This is a genomic window from Bacillus cereus group sp. BfR-BA-01347, from assembly GCF_022663835.1.
GTDB classification, from domain to species: domain Bacteria; phylum Bacillota; class Bacilli; order Bacillales; family Bacillaceae_G; genus Bacillus_A; species Bacillus_A thuringiensis_K.
In genome coordinates, this window is sequence record NZ_JAKUGG010000005.1 from 116,022 (window position 1) to 133,718 (window position 17,697).

Genomic DNA, 17,697 nt, shown 5'->3' on the forward strand with positions numbered 1-17,697 from the left:
TTTTGTGGATTACCATTTATAAAGAAAACAATCACGGCTATTGCAAATAAAATAGTGGATGCTAAACTAAAATATAATTTTGTTTTCATTCCTATTATCCCTCACCCCTCTATTACTTTACAGTACATACTAACTCTTCATTTTTCATCTCTACTATGTACTCCTGTAAAACATATTCTTTCCCACCATGTTTTTCATACCGTTCATGTATTCTTTTAATATGCCTCTCGTCACTTCTAATTTTCGATTCTATTTCTTTATACTGTTCATAACTATCATATTCCCATATGGCAAATACTTCATACGTACCATTCTTATTATCTTTCATCCAGCGTCCTATTAGCCTAGAACCATGCTTTAACTGATTAGGTAAGTTTGTGTGATTGAAATGATCATTAAATACTTCTATGAATTCATTTTTCACTACATAGTACTTCCTTCTGTAAAACATACTTCTTCACCTCTTTCATGAAAAGTATTAGTAAATCTTCCCATCACTACCGTATTATAATACTTTCCATCCGATAGTCTTTTGTCATTTTTCAAAATGCCTTCTACTTCAAAACCTAATTTTTTATAAAGATGAATAGCTTTCTCGTTTGTCTCTAATACTTGTAAAGATATTTTATTTACTGCATTTTCTTCAGCCCATTTAATAGATTGTTGCAATAGACTCTTACCCATTCTATATCCCCAAAACTCTTTTAAAATGCAAACACCAAACTCCACTTTATGAGATAATCTCTTAAAATTTGATCCTTCACATCTTGAAAATCCAACGATTCGATTGTGCACTTCTACAACTAAAAAGAGATTCTTCGTTTCTTCACTATCTGTTTTTATTATTTTTTGAAACCCTAGGTCATCTATAAATCCCTCTCCAGCATCTCTATCCATATTTTCAGTTTCTCCATCAATCTGAACTCTAATTTTCGATAACTGCTCAGCATCTTTTTCAGCTGCAGAACGAATTGTATAAGTTAATCCATTTATATGATACTCTTGCTCTTTTACAATCATGTCAAACTCCTTTCAAATCAATATAATGGCGCTATTACAACTTGTTTACCTTGTTTCTCAAAGTCCTGAACAGTTTCTTTACTCGCCTCTTCGTCAGTTATAATAAGATCAATTTCTTTTAAAGACTCTCCTCTTATAAAACAATCTATTCCAAGTTTATTATGCGGAGCTAAACAAATATTTCTTCTAGCAATTTCACTTACTCTTTTACTAAAATAAGCAACTTCAGGTGTTGCAGTACTAATACCTTGTAATGAAATGCCTCCACCTGTAGAGAAATAAAGATCAATAGAAAATCTACTTATCAATTCAGAGGCAAGTGTATCAGTAATATTCTCTGAAGGTTTTACTTTTCCGCCAATTAAATACGTATCAATATTCTTATATTCTCGTAGATAACCAGCTATTTCTATAGAATTCGTAATAACCGTAAATGATACTTCCGGTAAATATTTCAGCATCGCACTATGAACGGGAGCCCCGCCAATAAAAATTGAATCACCTTCTTGTATATAAGATACCGCAACTCTTGCAATTGTGTCCTCATATATTGAGCTATCACTATAACGTTTAGCTGGTTCCGCGGCTAAATTTCTCACTCGCGTAAGTTCAATTGCACCTCCGTGCGTTCTTTTTAATAAACCATCCTTTTCCATAATAGACAAATCTCTTCTTATAGAATCAATAGACATATCAAATCTTTCCGCAAGATCCTTTGCGATTACTCTTCCAGCTGTATTAAGTAGTTCTAAAATTTTCTCTCGACGCTCTTCAGTAAACATGTTATCACCACCGTTATTGAAGATTCAGAAACTTAAACTTTATTTTAATTATATGCATGTCTCTTCTGTTTTACAATATTTTCAATTCTTATTTATTCCGTTTTATACAGTCTTCTCCCTCTTTCTATCCTGTTAACTTGACAACCAAATAAATATATATCTGTATATTACGCAAAAATACTTCCATTCACCTTTCTATTGATGTAAAATTATTCCTATGTTTTACTTTTTAATACAGAAAGGGATTACTATGAAATCATTAATCAAAACGACATGTACAGCATTATTATTTACTGGAATATTGACAGGATGTAATAGCAATACTACATCAAAACAAGAAAAGAGTGCTCTCGAAAAGAATGCAATGCACTATGGAGAAATAGTTAAAAACGAATACTATAGAGCGACAGTTGAAAATGCAAAGTTTGAAAAAATAGACAAAGAGCGGCGCCTTACTACTCGTGTTATGATTAATAATGTTCGGGACGATGGACAAACTATTGATCTTTCGGAAATAAAATATTTCATACAAGATGAAAAAACTGGTCAGAAATATGAAGGTGAAGCTCATCCGGTAGATGACGAGCACTATAAAAATGTTCCACACGAATTCTCTTTAACTACTGACGTTGTGTTTGAACTGAAAACTTCACCAAAAGATTTAAATAATATGTATTTATACATAGATAGCAAAGCTGCGCCGTTAACAAATACATATTGGAAGCTTGATAATTTAGTATCTAAATAGAAAGACCAGTCTTACATGACTGGCCTTTTTACATTCATACATTTATCTTTCATTAACACTTATATTCATTTTCTAATAACAACTTGAATAACATCAGCTAAACCAGTGTGCCCCTTCCCTTCAACTCGCTCTTGTTCTCCATTAAAGAAATGAATTACCTTATGTTCTTCACACCAAGTAAGAATATTAATTGGATCATACAGCATATCAACATCTTTTGGTCCACCAGTACTATAGTTTATTTGTTTTTTTGAGTAAACTTCAAACATAATTAAACCACCAGGCTTTATCGTTTGTATCATTTTACCTAATATCATTTTTTTATAATCATCATGAAAATGTCCAAATACCATAATTGCTGCATCATATTCATTTTCTGGCAAACTATCAGCTAATAAATCTACTTTTTTTGTATGCACGTTTACGTTATGCTTCTCTGCCAATTTTTTTGTCTTCTCTAATCCATCTTCCGAATAATCAATAGCTGTTACTTCGTTCCCTTGTCTTGCTAGAAATACAGCATTTCTACCTTCTCCCTCCGCGAAAGCTATTACTTTATTGTGATTTGCTAAACGAAATGCTTGTTCTTTAATAAATGTATTAGGTTCTTCCCCGTAAAAATATTCATCTGATTTATATCGATCATTCCAAAATTTAGTCATCATCTTCTCTCCTTCTTCATATCATTTTCTAACTACAATTAAAGATATCAAAGAGTCTTTTTATCCTTAATTAATTTAAAAATAAAAGCAGATTAAAAATCCACTTTTATTTTTTTCGCAAGATCTACGATTTTTTGATTTCGTAACTCTTCTTCCATTTTCTCTTCTGCTGCAAGCATTACTTCATTAATTAAACATCCAGGTTTGTCATGTAAACAACATTCAAACAATGATGTTTTACCTTCAATTGCATGTATAATATCTAAAAATGAAATATCTTCCCAATTCTTACTAAGCGAGTAACCGCCCTTTGGACCAGATGATGAATGTATCATCCCTTCCTTCGTCAACTTAGTTAGTATTTTAGACAAGTACGTTGGTGACACATGTTGCATTTCTGCTAATTGGTGAACACTAACTAACTTATTTGGTGTAGCCTTTGCCAGAAAAAGCATTGTATGAAGAGCATAATTTGTAGCTTTAGAATATTTCATAATACAGCTCCTATTGTAGACTTCATGTATCTACAATAACTTTATTTTTTTATTATGTCAAACGTTTGTAATACTCCATACAACATTATTTCTTCACAAGTAATACATCTGCCGCGCAAATCGTCACTTCTCTAAATGGAGAGTCAAATCAAACACCTAGTTCAAAACCATCTTCAGTAAGAGCTATTTCATGATATAACCACCAAGCATTTTCAAAGTTTTCCGGCATAGAACACTTTGTTACTCCTATAAAGTGAAACTTTAATCAGTGGGGGTTTTGTTCATTTCCCACTGATTATTAGCTCTAACCAATCGGGCTTTTACGGGCAGTTAATTCCCACCTAACTTCTTTGCTTTCGCTGCATTTTGAGGTGGGTGTCTTACTGCCCGTTAATGCGGGATAAAAGTTATTTCAAGTTTATCAAATTCACTAAAAGTACCAATGCAATCTAATATGATAGACAAAATATCTTCTGACTTTCTCTTTACTACTTTAATTACACTATCTTGTAGTGATGTCTTGTGTAACTGAGCAACATTTGACGGAAGTTTTTTCTCAATGGAATTAAAATATTCTACGTATGATTGATCTAATTATTCCACTCTTTTCTCATAATCTGTTGACCACTCTCGCATACGTTTTTTCAATTCACCTGATGGGTACTCTGAATTAATTGTGATGTTTTGTATAATTGAGTATATCGATTCAGGAAGGAATTTTAATAAATCTATTTTCCTTTCCTCTATTTCTTCCTTTAAACTTTGTATATCCATTTCCGACCATTCTTTTATAGACTCTATAAAACTTAAAAATTCTAAAAATTTATTTTTTTATACCAATCTCTTGTAAAATATTTCAATGACACCTCTCCTAAAACATCTTTACATCCAGTAAAAACAATATATCCACTTATTATATCATTCCAATAACTATTTTTTCTAAAGAAAAAATGTAAAACTGTAAATATTCCGCCTATTATTTCTAAAACTTCAGAATATTTACAAAAGTATAAAATTATAATACATTTTAGCTGTACAAGATTCACCTGTACAAAAATCCAAACAAAAAGGGATGGTTATATGTTGAAGAAATTAGTAGCAGGTACATTAGTAGCGGGATTTGCATTAACTGGAGGACTAGGAGTAGCAAGTGCTGAAGAAAAAAGTAACACAATTAAGTCTTTTGATTATTTAAAAGTGGATGAACAGAACGTTAATTCACTTACAAAATTAAGTGATCAAGATAAAAAAGACATCCAAATTACTATGGTATTACCAGAGCAAAATGAAAATGGAGATTGGTTAGCTTACGGTTTTACTAGTAGAGAAACATTGGATGCTTATATTGAAAAGGATAAAAAAGCACTTAAAAATAAAATTAATCCTTTAGGTAGCGGCGCTGGTAGTACTGATTTTTATGAACATATAAATAAAGGTGGACAATACATTTACTGGAGCAGTGGCTTTAAAAACTTACCTTCTAGCTGGAACGACAGAATTTCTTCTGTAAGTACGGCTTCACCTTCTGCAAGTTATTCAACGACACTTTGGGAGCATACTTCTACACAAGGATATGGAAAAGGTGTTGTATTTAAACACGCTGATTGGTATGGTAAAACTGCTAATTTAGCTCCTGAATGGAACGATAAAACTTCAGCTATTGACGTAAAAAAATAATAGGATATTCAATTTCTTCCGTAAAAACTCAAACCACTATTCTCTTATTCATTTAGAGAATAGTGGTTTATTATAATTCCATTTAAGCATGTACAGCATGCCCTACTGCTTGCGATAGCGCTTCATGAATCGCTTCAGATAAAGTCGGATGCGCTGCAATATAATCTCTCATAATATCGGCAGTAACTTCCGTATGAATCATTACAGTTCCTTGACCAATTAGTTCGGTTGCACGTGGACCGATAATAGAAATCCCAACAATTTCTTGATATTTAGGTTCCACAATAACTTTTATTTTCCCCGTTTGTTCTCCAATAATAAGCGCTTTTCCGTTCGCTGTAAAAGGAAATTCTCCAATTTGTATGTCACCGTACTGCTCTTTTGCATCTTTTTCTGTTAGACCAACGCTAGCAATTTCTGGAGCGGTATACATACAACGAGGTACAGCATGATAGTTAACTTTTACATCTTCTCCGCTCGCGTGTAATGCTGCCGTCGTTCCTTCATGGAAGGCAACGTGAGCAAGCTGGATGCCACCAATTACATCACCAGCTGCGTAAATATGTAATACATTGGTTTGCATATGTTCATTTACAGAAATTCCTTTATTTGAATATTGAATGCCTGCTTTTTCTAAATCTAATTGTTGTATACGTGGTTTTCGGCCGACTGAAACGAGAACAAATTCTGGATTAACTTCTTGGATACTTCCTTCATATTCAAATAAAGCCTGCTTCTTATAACTATTTAATCCTTTTAAAGCTGCCCCTGTACATATTTTTACGCCATCAGTTTCTAGTTTTCCTCTTAAAATATGTGCGATATCTTCATCTTCACCAGGTAATAATTGTGGTGCCATTTCAATAATTGTAACTTTTGTTCCAAGACGACTATAAATACTTGCAAACTCGCACCCTATTACACCACCGCCAACGATTAATAATGATTTCGGTATATGATCTATGGACATTGCATGGCTACTATTTAAAACCCACTTTCCATCAAATGGAGCAAAGGGTAATTCAGTCGGTTCTGAACCTGCCGCTATAATGAACTGTTCTCCATCTACTACATCTTCTTTATCACCGTATGTAACTCGCACACGATGATCCGTTTCGAATTTCGCTTTTCCTTTTACAACTTTAATTTTATTTTTCTTCATTAAATATTGTATTCCTTGGACGAGTTGCATTACGATTTGTGATTTCCTTGCCTGTATTTGATCCCAATCAATTGATATACTTCCTGTATTAAGCGTAACCCCATAATCATTCGCTTTTCTCACAATGTCATGCACTTCTGCACTTTCTAACAATGATTTCGTCGGCATACACCCAACATTCAAACACGTTCCGCCAAGGTCAGCTTCATCAATAAGAGTGACCTCTTTTCCATTTTGAGCCGCGGTAATTGCCGCTACATATCCAGCTGGTCCGCCTCCAATTACAACTAATTTACTCATTCTCTCACCTTCTCTTTATAAAAGAATTGTTATAGGTTCTTCTAAATAATATTTAATTGTGCGTAAAAATGCAGCTGCTGGTGCACCGTCTAGTACACGATGATCGAATGTTAAACTTAAAGGTAACATACTACCTTTTTTTAATTTTTTCCCTTTATATACAGGAACATATTCAATTGCGCCAATACCTAAAATACCAGTCTCAGGTGTATTTAATACAGGTGTGAAATATTCAATACCAAAGCTACCTAAATTACTAATTGTAAATGTCGTTCCGTGCATATCATCACTACTTAAGCTACCTGCTCGCGCCTTTTGTGCCATATCCTTAATCTCTTTAGACAACTCTACTAAAGATAAATTATTTGCAAAGCGAATAGCTGGAACGACTAATCCTTTTTCTAATGCGACTGCCATACCTAAATGAACATGTTCAAATTGATGAATTGCATCATCTATATAAGCGCTGTTCATTTCTTTATGATCCCCAAGCGCTAATATAACAGCTCGAGAAACGAAATCCGTAATGGTTAATTTGTTATCGTATCGTTTTTGTACAACTTCCGCTATTTCTTTATGTAAAGCAACTAAATCTGTAACATCTACTTTCATCGTTAAGGTTAATTGCGCACTATTTTGTAAGCTTGCTTGCATACGGTTTGCGATTGCTTTCCGCATACCAGTAACAGGAATTACTTTACTTTCTTCTTGTTCAAGTACTTCTGGGATTGCTACTCTTTCTTCAAGCGCCTTTAATACATCTACCTTTGTAATTCTTCCGCCGGGGCCTGTACCAACTAATGCCTTGAAATCCAGATTTTCAGACTTTGCAATTTTCTTCGCTACAGGTGAAATTTTAATTCTTTGCTTCGATACTTCTTTCCCATTTGGTTCTTGATTTTGTACATTTTGTACTTCTATATTAGATGTTTTTTCTTCTACAACATGTGTGCTTTCCTGCATTTCTACTTTTTCATTCGGTTTACCGATGTAGCAAATTACAGTACCAGGCGGCACTCCTTCATCTTCACTTACAGCTATATCAAGTACCGTACCATCAACTGGCGCTTCAATTTCCGTTTCAATTTTTTCTGAATTAATACTAGCAATCAGTTCTCCTTTTGCTACATTATCGCCTGCTTTAATATTCCAGCTCGTAATAATACCTTCTTTCATCGCCATACCTAACTTCGGCATTACAACTTCTACAGCCATGTTTCTCTCTCCCTTCACATCGTTTTATTACACATGTAATAAAGATTGGTCTCCAATCATTTCTGATACAGTTTCAATTACTTTTTCTGGCGTTGGCAAATACAATTTTTCAAGTGGTGGTGAAAACGGAACCGGCGTATGTGGTGCTGTAATTCGTTTAATGGGTGCATCTAACAAATCAAAACCTTTATCCGCTACAATTGCCGCAATATCTGTTGCGATACTACATCTTGGATTCGCTTCGTCAATAACGATAAGACGATTTGTTTTTTCAACAGATGATAAAATCGTATCTTCATCAAGCGGTGATAAAGATCGTGGATCGATTACTTCTACTTCAAGCCCCTTTTTCGATAATTGCTTTGCAGCTGCAAGCGCTGTATGAACTTGCTTTCCGATTGCGACAATTGTTACGTCAGAACCTTCCCGTTTAATATCTGCTTTTCCTAATGGAATTGTATAGTATCCTTCTGGCACTTCACCTTTCATATTGTAAAGTGTTTTATCCTCAAAGAAGATTACTGGATCATCATCTTCAATTGCTGCTAATAATAAGCCTTTTGCATCATACGGCGTGGAAGGAACAACAACTTTAATACCTGGTATGCTCGTAAATAATGCGTACAAACTTTGTGAATGCTGAGCTGCTGCACTAAAACCAGCGCCATGCATCGTACGTACTGTAACGGGTACTTTTGCTTTACCTCCAAACATATAACGGAATTTCGCACCTTGGTTTAATACTTGGTCAAGACAACTACCGATAAAATCATTAAACATTAACTCAGCTATCGGACGTAACCCAGTTGCAGCAGCTGCCATCGCAGCTCCCATATAACCTGCTTCAGAAATTGGTGTATCTAAAATACGATTCCGGCCAAATTCTTGTACTAGCCCTTTTGTAACACCAAGAACACCACCCCAAGCTTCATCATCTTGCAGATGATCAACTTGTGCACCGCCTGCAACGTCTTCACCTATTAAAATTACATTTTCATCACGACGCATTGAGATTTTCATTGCTTCATTAATTGCAGTTGACATACTTACTGTTCTAGTCATATTTTTTCACCCTCCTCTTATTTGTAAGAAACGTATACATCTTTTAATAATTCTTCATCGTCTGGGTATGGACTATTTTCACTAAATTCAATGGATCTTTGTACTGCATCATCTACTGCTTTTTCCATATCAACAAGTTCAGATTCCGTTAATAAACCCTCTTGAATTAAATGCTTACGGAAATTCACAATCGCATCTTTTTCATTTAAATGTTCTTCTTTTTCTTCTGATGTTTTATATGTTTGCGCTTCACCTTCAAAATGACCGTAATTACGATATGTCATACATTCAATAATTGTTGGACCATCACCATTACGCGCACGTTCCACTGCTTCTGCAGCAGCTTTATATACAGCTAGAAGATCTTTTCCATCTACTTGAACGCCTGGAATATTATAAGCTTTTGCACGATCCGCAATAGAATCACAACTTGAAGCATATTCAAAGGTAGTTGCTTCACCGTAACCGTTATTTTCTGCAATAAAAATAACTGGTAACTTCCAAATCGCCGCTAAATTAACCCCTTCATGGAATGTTCCTTCATTATTTGCTCCGTCACCGAAGAAGCAAACACTTACATCTTTCGTTCCTTTATATTTAGCTGTCAATGCTGAACCGCAAGCAAGTGGGAAACCCCCGCCTACAATGCCGTTAGCACCAAGCATTCCTTTATCTAAATCAGCAATATGCATGGAACCGCCTTTACCTTTACATAATCCTGTCGCTTTCCCGAAAAGTTCAGCCATCATACCATTTAAATCACAACCTTTTGCGATACAATGTCCATGACCTCTATGTGTACTTGTAATACTGTCACTATCCGTTAAGTGGGCACATACACCAACTGCTACCGCTTCTTCACCTGCGTATAAATGAACGAAACCTGGCAAAACGCCTTGCGCGAACAATTCATGCACCTTATCTTCAAACTTACGAATCTCTAACATTTTTTCGTACATCCAACGAGCTTGTTCTTTCGTAATTTCATTCCCTTTACTTTCAGTTGTTTTTAACATGTCCAGCCTCCTATTTTCTTGTTCGTCTTTTATATTGCAAGTACCGTGCCAAATTCTAATCCTTGCTTTAATAGGTTTTCTCTTTTCTTTCATAATAAAAAAGTGGACAAAATGAGACATTTGTCTCGTTTTGTCCACTTTTGTTCACCTAATTTGAGAACTATTATCTTATTCATTATCAAAGCTCTGCTGTAATTTTCGGATGTAAATAATTTGCCCAATATGATATGCATTATGAGTTGTTACATTCGCTAACACTTCCCACCACTTTGCAGAAACAGGAAGTCCTACTACATCACTTTCAACCTTTTCTTCATTTATAAGATTTTGCCATTGTAACAGTTTTTCTAGTAGTTTTTCCCGTAATTCATCGAAAGTTTGATTATTTGAAAGCATAAAACTTTTGTTATTATCACCAATAGCGGGCACAGCATTCACATTCGATTCTTTATATCTAGTTTGCCACGTAGAATTCCAATACAATAAATGTTGTACAATTTCAGCTATACTGTTACTCTCTTCATTCGGTTTCCAGAAAGCTTCCCTCTCAGATAGATCTTTCACTGCATCTGAAAATGGGATATACCAACTAGGATCGTTTGCATTCGCCAACAATTGATCTGCTAATACATCCTTCACATGGACCATTTTTCTTCCCTCATTTCATTATCATATTAATATACACTACTCTATATACGCTCATTCCCTATAATCCCCTTTTTTACATACAAATTGATTTCATACTGAATGTAAGAATAATAGATTTTCTTATCATAACTCGTTATGATAAAAGAAAAAGAAAGCTGGCGGAAAATGAATAAAAAAATCGCAATAATTACAGGAGCCTCAAGTGGATTTGGACTATTAACTACACTCGAACTCGCAAAAAAAGATTATTTAGTTATCGCTACAATGCGGAACCTTGAAAAACAAGTGAACTTACTATCTCAAGCTACTCAACTCAACTTACAACAAAACATAAAAATTCAACAATTAGATGTAACCGATCAAAACTCTATACATAACTTCCAATTATTTTTAAAAGAAATACAAAAAGTAGACCTACTTGTTAATAATGCAGGATATGCAAATGGCGGCTTTGTAGAAGAAATTCCAGTAGAGGAATACCGTAAACAATTTGAAACGAACCTATTTGGAGCTATATCAATTACCCAGCTTGTCTTACCGTATATGAGAAAACAAAGAAGTGGAAAAATCATTAATATAAGCAGCATTAGCGGCCAAGTTGGATTCCCTGGTTTATCTCCTTATGTATCTTCAAAATATGCATTAGAAGGCTGGAGTGAATCGCTTCGCTTAGAAGTAAAACCTTTCGGAATAGATGTTGCTTTAATTGAACCAGGTTCTTATAACACAAACATATGGGAGGTTGGGAAACAACTAGCTGAAAACCAATCTGATACAACATCTCCTTACAAAGAGTATATGGATAAAATACAAAAACATATTAATAGCGGTAGTGATACATTTGGTAATCCGATAGATGTTGCTAATAAAATTGTAGAAATTGCTGAATCTAAGCGTACAAATTTACGATATCCAATCGGTAAAGGTGTGAAATTTATGATCTTTGCGAAGAAGATTCTTCCTTGGAGATTGTGGGAATATCTTGTTTTGAGGAGCTTTAGGAAGTTATAAATAAAAAGAGTAACTATCAAGATAAATAATGGTAGCTACTCTTTTTAAATATTCATCATAAAAAAACAAAACGATATTAATATGTAGAAAGAGGATCAAAATAAAGTAACATTGAAACCATAAAAACAAATGCAAAGAATCCAATTATAGAAAGAATATATTCCTTTGTTTCTCTGTTATACTTCCATTCCATCCATACGCGTAATAAGGAAATTGCTCCAAAATAAGTAAGTGCAGCAATTCCTATATTAGCATTTTCTACTTTGAACAGATAAATAAAACTTACTATAAGATATATGATAAAAAGACCTATTTCTAATTTTACATGTAAACCATTTACATGTTTATATATCCAAACATTTCCCTTTGTCATATTTAATTTTTTCCTTAAAAACTTTTCTAAAAAATATCCTCCAATTATCATACTAATAACTATAATCCAAATAGTAGAGTTGCCCATTGCATTCCCTCCTATTAAATTAATTATGTTTTCGTAACAAAGTGGACTATATAATTTTTTAATGTTTCGATAATATCTTCATTTTCTTTATGCTTACTTCTTTAGTAGTAGTTTTATCAAGACATGTTTTATGTATTGTACAACAACAATCTATTTCCCATCCTTTTCTTCGGGATGTATAACCTTTTTCTTGCTATTTTTTCAAAATGAATGTAGATAGTACTCATAAAATTAATAGAGTTATTTTTCTAATTGACAAAAAAACCTATCCTTTTATTTTCTTACTTTCATTTTCTCCGGCTGATCACTCGGATACGTAACATTCTCTTTATTTTCAACGTCCCAACTAATTATAGTCGCACTATCACGTCCCAACTGATGATGCACGTGTTCTAAAACATTGTGAATATTTTCTTTAAGTGTTTTATCATTTCTGTTAATAGTATTATACAAATTTACAGGTATTTCATATCGGCGTTCCCCGCATTCTAATACTCCATCTGTCACCATTACAATTCGGTTCTTTCCAGTACGTAATTCACGAATACCTGATGAATAGCAAGGAACAGGTAAATCAAATGTGTTTACATTTCCAATCCATTCGTAAAAATGACGTTGATTTAATGCATATTGTCCTAACTTATGTAACTCTTCATGAAATACATACACTAAACAATCACCGATAGAAAGCCACCACATATAATTTTCTTTCCTTACACATAGTAAGCAAGCTGTTTCACCTTTAATTTTTTTGCACTTTTCCTTAAATGAAGATGACTGAAAAATTGTAAGTATATGATTTTCAACAGACTGAAATACTGAATTAATTGGTTCATTCAAAATTACTTTTATATTTTCATATTCTTTTTGGATTGTATTTACTACTAACTCAACACTTTCTGCACTATTATGTCCATCTAGAATAGCTGCAAATTCCCATTCACCATTTGACCAAACTAATGCACCATCTTCATTCTTTTTCGCTCCAGCACTTTTATTCCCGCCATATTTACCAAGTACAATATCACCATATTGTTTAACTGAAATTTCTCCTAAACACATTTCTATATTTCCAACCCATGAATATTCTGTATTATTTGTTGTATGCATACTCATTTACCATATACTTTCGTATTCTTTCACATAGTTTTTTTATTTTCTCTTCGTCACCATATGGTGCGCCAGTCCATTTCGCTACTTCAGTCGGTGACCAAAACTCTTTTGGTGTATTCGGATAACGCGGAATAATGTGCATATGCATATGTGGTACACCATTTCCTGAAACAAAAGTGTAAATATGTTCTGCTCCCTCACTTTCTTTTAACGCTTTACTTACTCTACTTGTTATAAGTCCGAACGCTTTCGCTTCTTCATCTGTTAATTCAGCAAGGCCAAGTACATGTCTTTTTATATCTATCATTACATAACCCAGGTATGTTTCTTCACTATCCCAGTGGACATGTCCAACGTAAACGAGTTCATCTTCGTAAATAGCTCCACCTGGAACTATAATATTTCCTATATGTTTTTTGCAAATGAAACAGTTTTGTTCTATTTGATTGTTTGTTGACATATCCATCACCTTCCTTTTCATATATAATATCACAATAAAAGGAAAAACAGGTTTCGTATTCCGAATTTTCATTCTTTTGATACAACAATTTTTGAAATGAATTTACATCTCATTATTTCTTCAAAAACGCAATCCCAATTATAATCCCAATCACAATTCCGATTACTAAATTATTTGTAAAGTGCCCTTGAAATACACCAATTACAACTCCTATACCGACACCTATTGCCAAAGCATCATTCCTTTTTTTATTTTTAGCCAAAATTACATCTCCTCCCATCATTTCTCCCTAAATAACATACATTTACTTTAATGTATTAATATACGCACTATCTCGCTTAAATATTTCCAAAAAATGTACTGTAACTTCACATATAATATTTTCCATTTTCTGTACATACTCCTTTTATATTGGAAAATTTTCAAGTAACTATTAATTATACATAGGCATTTACTATAAGAAAGCTTCGTAATTTATTGAAGGAGGAACGATTCAAATGTATCCTCATTGGAATCCAAATATAAATCAACAGTATGTTTATTCCCCTCATCCCGCAAGGAATACATTGCATCATGATTCACAATATATGATGCAGCGTATTGCAAGTCTTGAAAATCAATTAACTAAATTAATCTCATTAATCGAGGAAAATAATCAATTAATTAAATCAATGGAACAACAAAAAAACCAAGTTTGTGCACCAGCTGGAGGTTCTGTTATCGTTCGTATGTGATCTGGATGCAATAAAAAACACACTTTGTATTATAAAAGTGTGTTTTTTATTCATTATTTTCTTTTCGTATGGAACCCTTGTGTAATTCGATCTAATATAATTGCGATTACTACGATAGCTAATCCAGCTTCAAATCCCATTCCGATATTAACTTGTGTTACAGAGCGATATACATCAACTCCAAGTCCTGGAGCTCCTACAAGTGATGCTGTTACAACCATCGATAACGAAAGCATAATGCTTTGGTTCACACCAGCCATAATCGTTCCGGTTGCAAGTGGTAATTGTACTTTAAATAGTTTTTGTGATGCCGTGGATCCAAACGCATTCGCTGCTTCAATTAAATCTTCTGGAACTTGTCTAATTCCTAAGTCAGTAAAACGAATTGTCGGTGGCATTGCAAAGATTACTGATGCAATAATTCCAGGTACTACACCTACTCCGAAAAATGTAATCGCTGGAATAAGGTATACGAATGCAGGCATTGTTTGCATAAAATCTAATGTTGGTTTTAAAAATTTTGAGAAACGTTCATTTTGAGATGCTAATATACCAATTGGAATTCCGACAATAATTGAAATAATAACAGACGTAAGTACGAGTGCTAATGTTTGCATCGTCTGTGCCCAGTAGTTAATATTTAAAATAAATAATAAACCGATCAGTGTAAAAATAATTAAAGATACCTTTCTCGTTGTGTACCAAATGAGGAAACAAAGGATGATAATCATCAATATGGCCGGTATTATTGTTAAAAAATTAGTGAGTAAATCAACGAATCCGCCGATAATGTAAGAGAATCCTCGGAATAAGCCTTCAAGGTGCTCATATAAACTTGCAACAAATGAGTCGACCCATTCCCCTAATGGAATCCGCGGTATACTATTCATCGTCTTTCACCTCTTCCTCAATGTTTCCTGCAAGAGCTTGAATGACACTTTCACGTTTAATAATTCCTCTTAGCCTTTTCTTCTCATCGATTACTGGTAACGGATATTTCATCTCTGCCATTTTTGCATATGTCTCTTCCAGTAAAGTATCCAAATACACATGCGGAATATCATTAAGTAATAAATCAGCAATCGGCCACTGTTTTTGTACTGCTTTACTCGCATCATCCGCAGTTAATATACCTAAAAACTCATACTTTTTGTTTACAACATATACAGTTGAGACACCTGCATTCCTCATAATTTGAAGGGCTACACGAGGTCCACGATCAATTAATAAAGTTTCTGGTCGTTTTAAAATAGACTCAGCCGTAATTACTTTTCCTAAATTCACGTCCGCAACAAACTTTTCTACAAATTCATTAGCGGGGCTCATCATAATTTCTTCTGGTGTTCCAATTTGGACAATTTCTCCATCTTTCATTAATGCGATACGATCTCCAATTCGAAGCGCTTCATCTAAATCATGCGTAATAAATATAATCGTTTTTTCCATTTTATCTTGTAACTCTAACAATTCATCTTGCATTTCTTTTCGAATAAGTGGATCTAATGCACTGAATGACTCGTCCATTAGTAATACATCTGGATTATTCGTTAGTGCCCTAGCGATTCCAACGCGCTGCTGCATACCACCACTAAGTTGACTTGGGTAATTATCTTTATGATGATCGAGTCCTACTAACTGTAGCGATTCTAACGCTTTTTTCTCTCGCTCTTCAACCGGAACTCCTTGAATTTCTAAACCATATGCAACATTTTGTATAACTGTACGATGCGGAAATAGAGCGAATTTCTGAAATACCATACTCATTTTCGTTCTTCTTACTCTCCGTAACTCTTCTTTTCCCATCGTTGCGATGTCTTCACCATCTATGTATATATGACCTGCAGTTGGTTTAATCAATTGATTTAACATACGAACTAGCGTAGATTTCCCGCTACCAGACAAACCCATAATAACGAAAATCTCTCCAGAGTAAACTTCAAACGTTGCTTTTTTCACCCCAACGTTCATTCCTGTCTCTTTTAAAATTTCCGATTTACTTTTTCCTTCTTTTAATAAGGAAAGGGCTCTTTGCGGATGTTTCCCGAATACTTTTGTTACGTTTTCAACACGCACCTTTGTATTATCCATGTCACTACTCCTTTTCTACCCATCTATTCACATAGTGTTGCGATTTTACAAAGAAATATTACATAAAAATGACATTCATAAGATTTCTTTAAAATTCTCGTTTCCGTTCATAATAAGAATGCTTACTTATACATTTATTTTATAAGGCAAACGTTACTTAGGAGGTTTTCGATGCGAAAGAAAATTTGGTTTATATGCCTTGCATTATTTATTACTATGATTTTCACTTCATGTAATGCAACAAATGCAAATTCGAAAGGAAAAATTAAACTTGGTGTAACAAGTTGGAAAGAAAATATTGCAACCGCAAACATGTGGAAAGTTTTATTAGAAGAAAAAGGCTACAAAGTTGAACTTATGTATTTAGAAAAAGCCGCAATTTGGACTGGTGTCGCTCGCGGTGATGTTGATGCTAATTTAGAAGTGTGGCTACCCGTTACGGATAAACCGCTAAACGATCGTTATAAAGATGATATTGTTTTAAAATCAAAATGGTATGAAGGTACTGGCCTTGGCCTAGTCGTCCCTTCTTATATGAAAAACATTAACAGTATCGAAGATTTAAATGCACATAAAGGTGAGATAGATAATAAAATTGTCGGAATCGAACCCGGTAGTAGTCTTATGAATTTAACGAACAAAGCAATGAAGGAATATGATATTAAACTAAAACTTGTCCAATCTTCTGAGGCTGCGATGATGAGTGAATTAAAGAAAGCATATACGAAAAAGAAACCAATCGCTGTTACGCTTTGGAATCCACATTGGGGCTTTTCGGAATTTGACTTGAAATATTTAAAAGACCCTAAGAAAGTATATGGTGAAAAAGATGACATTTATTACTCTGTTCGTAAAGGTTTCGAAAAAGATCATCCGGATATCATAAAATACTTTGACAAATGGAAAATGAACGATGAACAGCTTGGTACATTAATGGTCGAGTTAAATAAAACGAAAGATCCTGAAGAAGCGGCGCGAAAATGGATTAAAAAGAATCAAGCGCTAGTTGATGAATGGGTAAGTGATTAATAAAATAGGCTAGAGG

Annotated in this window: 21 protein-coding genes and 2 pseudogenes; 5 read left to right on the plus strand and 18 right to left on the minus strand. The window is 34.0% G+C overall.

Features of this window, described 5'->3' with window-relative positions:
• Nucleotides 1–112: 112 nt before the first annotated feature.
• From MR143_RS10635 to MR143_RS10645, 3 genes are read right to left on the minus strand one after another with little or no spacing between them, the layout of a single operon-like run.
• On the minus strand, nt 113–451 hold the full coding sequence (locus MR143_RS10635) for an NIPSNAP family protein (protein WP_000499984.1): 339 nt from the start codon (nt 449–451) through the stop codon (nt 113–115).
• Complete coding sequence (locus MR143_RS10640; protein WP_000635687.1) at nt 424–1,020, minus strand: GNAT family N-acetyltransferase; 597 nt, start codon at nt 1,018–1,020, stop codon at nt 424–426. The genes MR143_RS10635 and MR143_RS10640 overlap by 28 nt, the downstream gene beginning before the upstream one ends.
• Nucleotides 1,021–1,037: 17 nt before the next feature.
• Nucleotides 1,038–1,802 carry a DeoR/GlpR family DNA-binding transcription regulator gene (locus MR143_RS10645; RefSeq protein ID WP_000493636.1) on the minus strand — a complete coding sequence of 255 codons (765 nt, stop codon included), beginning with the start codon at nt 1,800–1,802 and terminating at the stop codon, nt 1,038–1,040.
• A 250-nt stretch (nt 1,803–2,052) separates the two neighbouring features.
• Between MR143_RS10645 and MR143_RS10650 the strand changes: the two genes are divergently transcribed.
• The gene (locus MR143_RS10650) at nt 2,053–2,550 is read left to right on the plus strand and encodes a hypothetical protein (RefSeq protein ID WP_000838471.1); all 498 of its coding nucleotides are present in this window, start codon (nt 2,053–2,055) and stop codon (nt 2,548–2,550) included.
• Between the two features lie 65 nt (nt 2,551–2,615).
• Here MR143_RS10650 and MR143_RS10655 read toward each other — a convergent pair whose 3' ends face one another.
• The 4 genes and pseudogenes from MR143_RS10655 to MR143_RS10670 all read right to left on the minus strand — a co-directional run.
• Nucleotides 2,616–3,215 (minus strand): class I SAM-dependent methyltransferase, encoded by a 600-nt coding sequence (locus MR143_RS10655; protein ID WP_002181497.1) that lies wholly within the window; start codon nt 3,213–3,215, stop codon nt 2,616–2,618.
• 89 nt (nt 3,216–3,304) lie between these two features.
• Nucleotides 3,305–3,706, minus strand: a complete 402-nt coding sequence (locus tag MR143_RS10660) for an Rrf2 family transcriptional regulator (protein WP_000877645.1) — start codon at nt 3,704–3,706, stop codon at nt 3,305–3,307.
• Nucleotides 3,707–3,791: 85 nt separating this feature from the next.
• A pseudogene (locus MR143_RS10665) lies at nt 3,792–3,959 on the minus strand (DUF4085 family protein); the annotation flags it as partial.
• A 152-nt stretch (nt 3,960–4,111) separates the two neighbouring features.
• Nucleotides 4,112–4,566 (minus strand): annotated as a pseudogene (locus tag MR143_RS10670) (DUF4085 family protein); the annotation flags it as partial.
• A 220-nt stretch (nt 4,567–4,786) separates the two neighbouring features.
• On the opposite strand from MR143_RS10670, the gene MR143_RS10675 reads away from it, so the two are divergent.
• Entirely contained in the window at nt 4,787–5,383 is a 597-nt protein-coding gene (locus MR143_RS10675) for a hypothetical protein (protein ID WP_000914454.1), read from the plus strand.
• Nucleotides 5,384–5,465: 82 nt separating this feature from the next.
• Here the strand turns inward: MR143_RS10675 and lpdA are convergent, their stop codons facing one another.
• The 5 genes from lpdA to MR143_RS10700 form a co-directional block, all read right to left on the minus strand.
• A complete protein-coding gene (gene lpdA / locus MR143_RS10680) occupies nt 5,466–6,845 on the minus strand; it encodes a dihydrolipoyl dehydrogenase (RefSeq protein WP_242280734.1) in 1,380 nt (459 codons plus the stop codon).
• 15 nt (nt 6,846–6,860) lie between these two features.
• Entirely contained in the window at nt 6,861–8,060 is a 1,200-nt protein-coding gene (locus MR143_RS10685; RefSeq protein WP_000257793.1) for a dihydrolipoamide acetyltransferase family protein, read from the minus strand.
• A gap of 27 nt (nt 8,061–8,087) precedes the next feature.
• Entirely contained in the window at nt 8,088–9,122 is a 1,035-nt protein-coding gene (gene acoB / locus MR143_RS10690; RefSeq protein WP_000198898.1) for an acetoin:2,6-dichlorophenolindophenol oxidoreductase subunit beta, read from the minus strand.
• A 17-nt stretch (nt 9,123–9,139) separates the two neighbouring features.
• A complete protein-coding gene (gene acoA, locus MR143_RS10695; protein WP_000921276.1) occupies nt 9,140–10,138 on the minus strand; it encodes an acetoin:2,6-dichlorophenolindophenol oxidoreductase subunit alpha in 999 nt (332 codons plus the stop codon).
• 168 nt (nt 10,139–10,306) lie between these two features.
• Nucleotides 10,307–10,786 (minus strand): DinB family protein, encoded by a 480-nt coding sequence (locus MR143_RS10700; RefSeq protein ID WP_000233784.1) that lies wholly within the window; start codon nt 10,784–10,786, stop codon nt 10,307–10,309.
• 165 nt (nt 10,787–10,951) lie between these two features.
• Here MR143_RS10700 and MR143_RS10705 point away from each other — a divergent pair, with 165 nt between their 5' ends.
• Complete coding sequence (locus tag MR143_RS10705) at nt 10,952–11,797, plus strand: oxidoreductase (protein ID WP_046945016.1); 846 nt, start codon at nt 10,952–10,954, stop codon at nt 11,795–11,797.
• Between the two features lie 76 nt (nt 11,798–11,873).
• Here the strand turns inward: MR143_RS10705 and MR143_RS10710 are convergent, their stop codons facing one another.
• The 4 genes from MR143_RS10710 to MR143_RS10725 form a co-directional block, all read right to left on the minus strand.
• Nucleotides 11,874–12,257, minus strand: coding sequence for a DUF4181 domain-containing protein (locus tag MR143_RS10710; protein WP_000528451.1), 384 nt, complete (start codon nt 12,255–12,257; stop codon nt 11,874–11,876).
• A 273-nt stretch (nt 12,258–12,530) separates the two neighbouring features.
• The gene (locus tag MR143_RS10715; RefSeq protein WP_199717758.1) at nt 12,531–13,367 is read right to left on the minus strand and encodes a PP2C family serine/threonine-protein phosphatase; all 837 of its coding nucleotides are present in this window, start codon (nt 13,365–13,367) and stop codon (nt 12,531–12,533) included.
• Nucleotides 13,351–13,851, minus strand: coding sequence for an HIT family protein (locus MR143_RS10720; RefSeq protein WP_198287955.1), 501 nt, complete (start codon nt 13,849–13,851; stop codon nt 13,351–13,353). The genes MR143_RS10715 and MR143_RS10720 overlap by 17 nt, the downstream gene beginning before the upstream one ends.
• A gap of 91 nt (nt 13,852–13,942) precedes the next feature.
• A complete protein-coding gene (locus MR143_RS10725) occupies nt 13,943–14,110 on the minus strand; it encodes a glycine zipper domain-containing protein (protein WP_000508470.1) in 168 nt (55 codons plus the stop codon).
• Between the two features lie 217 nt (nt 14,111–14,327).
• Between MR143_RS10725 and MR143_RS10730 the strand changes: the two genes are divergently transcribed.
• Nucleotides 14,328–14,564: a hypothetical protein gene (locus MR143_RS10730; RefSeq protein WP_000283222.1), complete on the plus strand. Its 237-nt coding sequence runs from the start codon at nt 14,328–14,330 to the stop codon at nt 14,562–14,564.
• Between the two features lie 53 nt (nt 14,565–14,617).
• Here the strand turns inward: MR143_RS10730 and MR143_RS10735 are convergent, their stop codons facing one another.
• Entirely contained in the window at nt 14,618–15,454 is an 837-nt protein-coding gene (locus MR143_RS10735; RefSeq protein WP_001084769.1) for an ABC transporter permease, read from the minus strand.
• Nucleotides 15,447–16,652: a quaternary amine ABC transporter ATP-binding protein gene (locus tag MR143_RS10740; RefSeq protein WP_000370606.1), complete on the minus strand. Its 1,206-nt coding sequence runs from the start codon at nt 16,650–16,652 to the stop codon at nt 15,447–15,449. Before MR143_RS10740 ends, MR143_RS10735 begins: the two co-directional genes overlap by 8 nt.
• Nucleotides 16,653–16,823: 171 nt before the next feature.
• Between MR143_RS10740 and MR143_RS10745 the strand changes: the two genes are divergently transcribed.
• Nucleotides 16,824–17,681 carry a glycine betaine ABC transporter substrate-binding protein gene (locus tag MR143_RS10745; RefSeq protein ID WP_001227623.1) on the plus strand — a complete coding sequence of 286 codons (858 nt, stop codon included), beginning with the start codon at nt 16,824–16,826 and terminating at the stop codon, nt 17,679–17,681.
• The last annotated feature ends 16 nt before the right edge of the window (nt 17,682–17,697 follow it).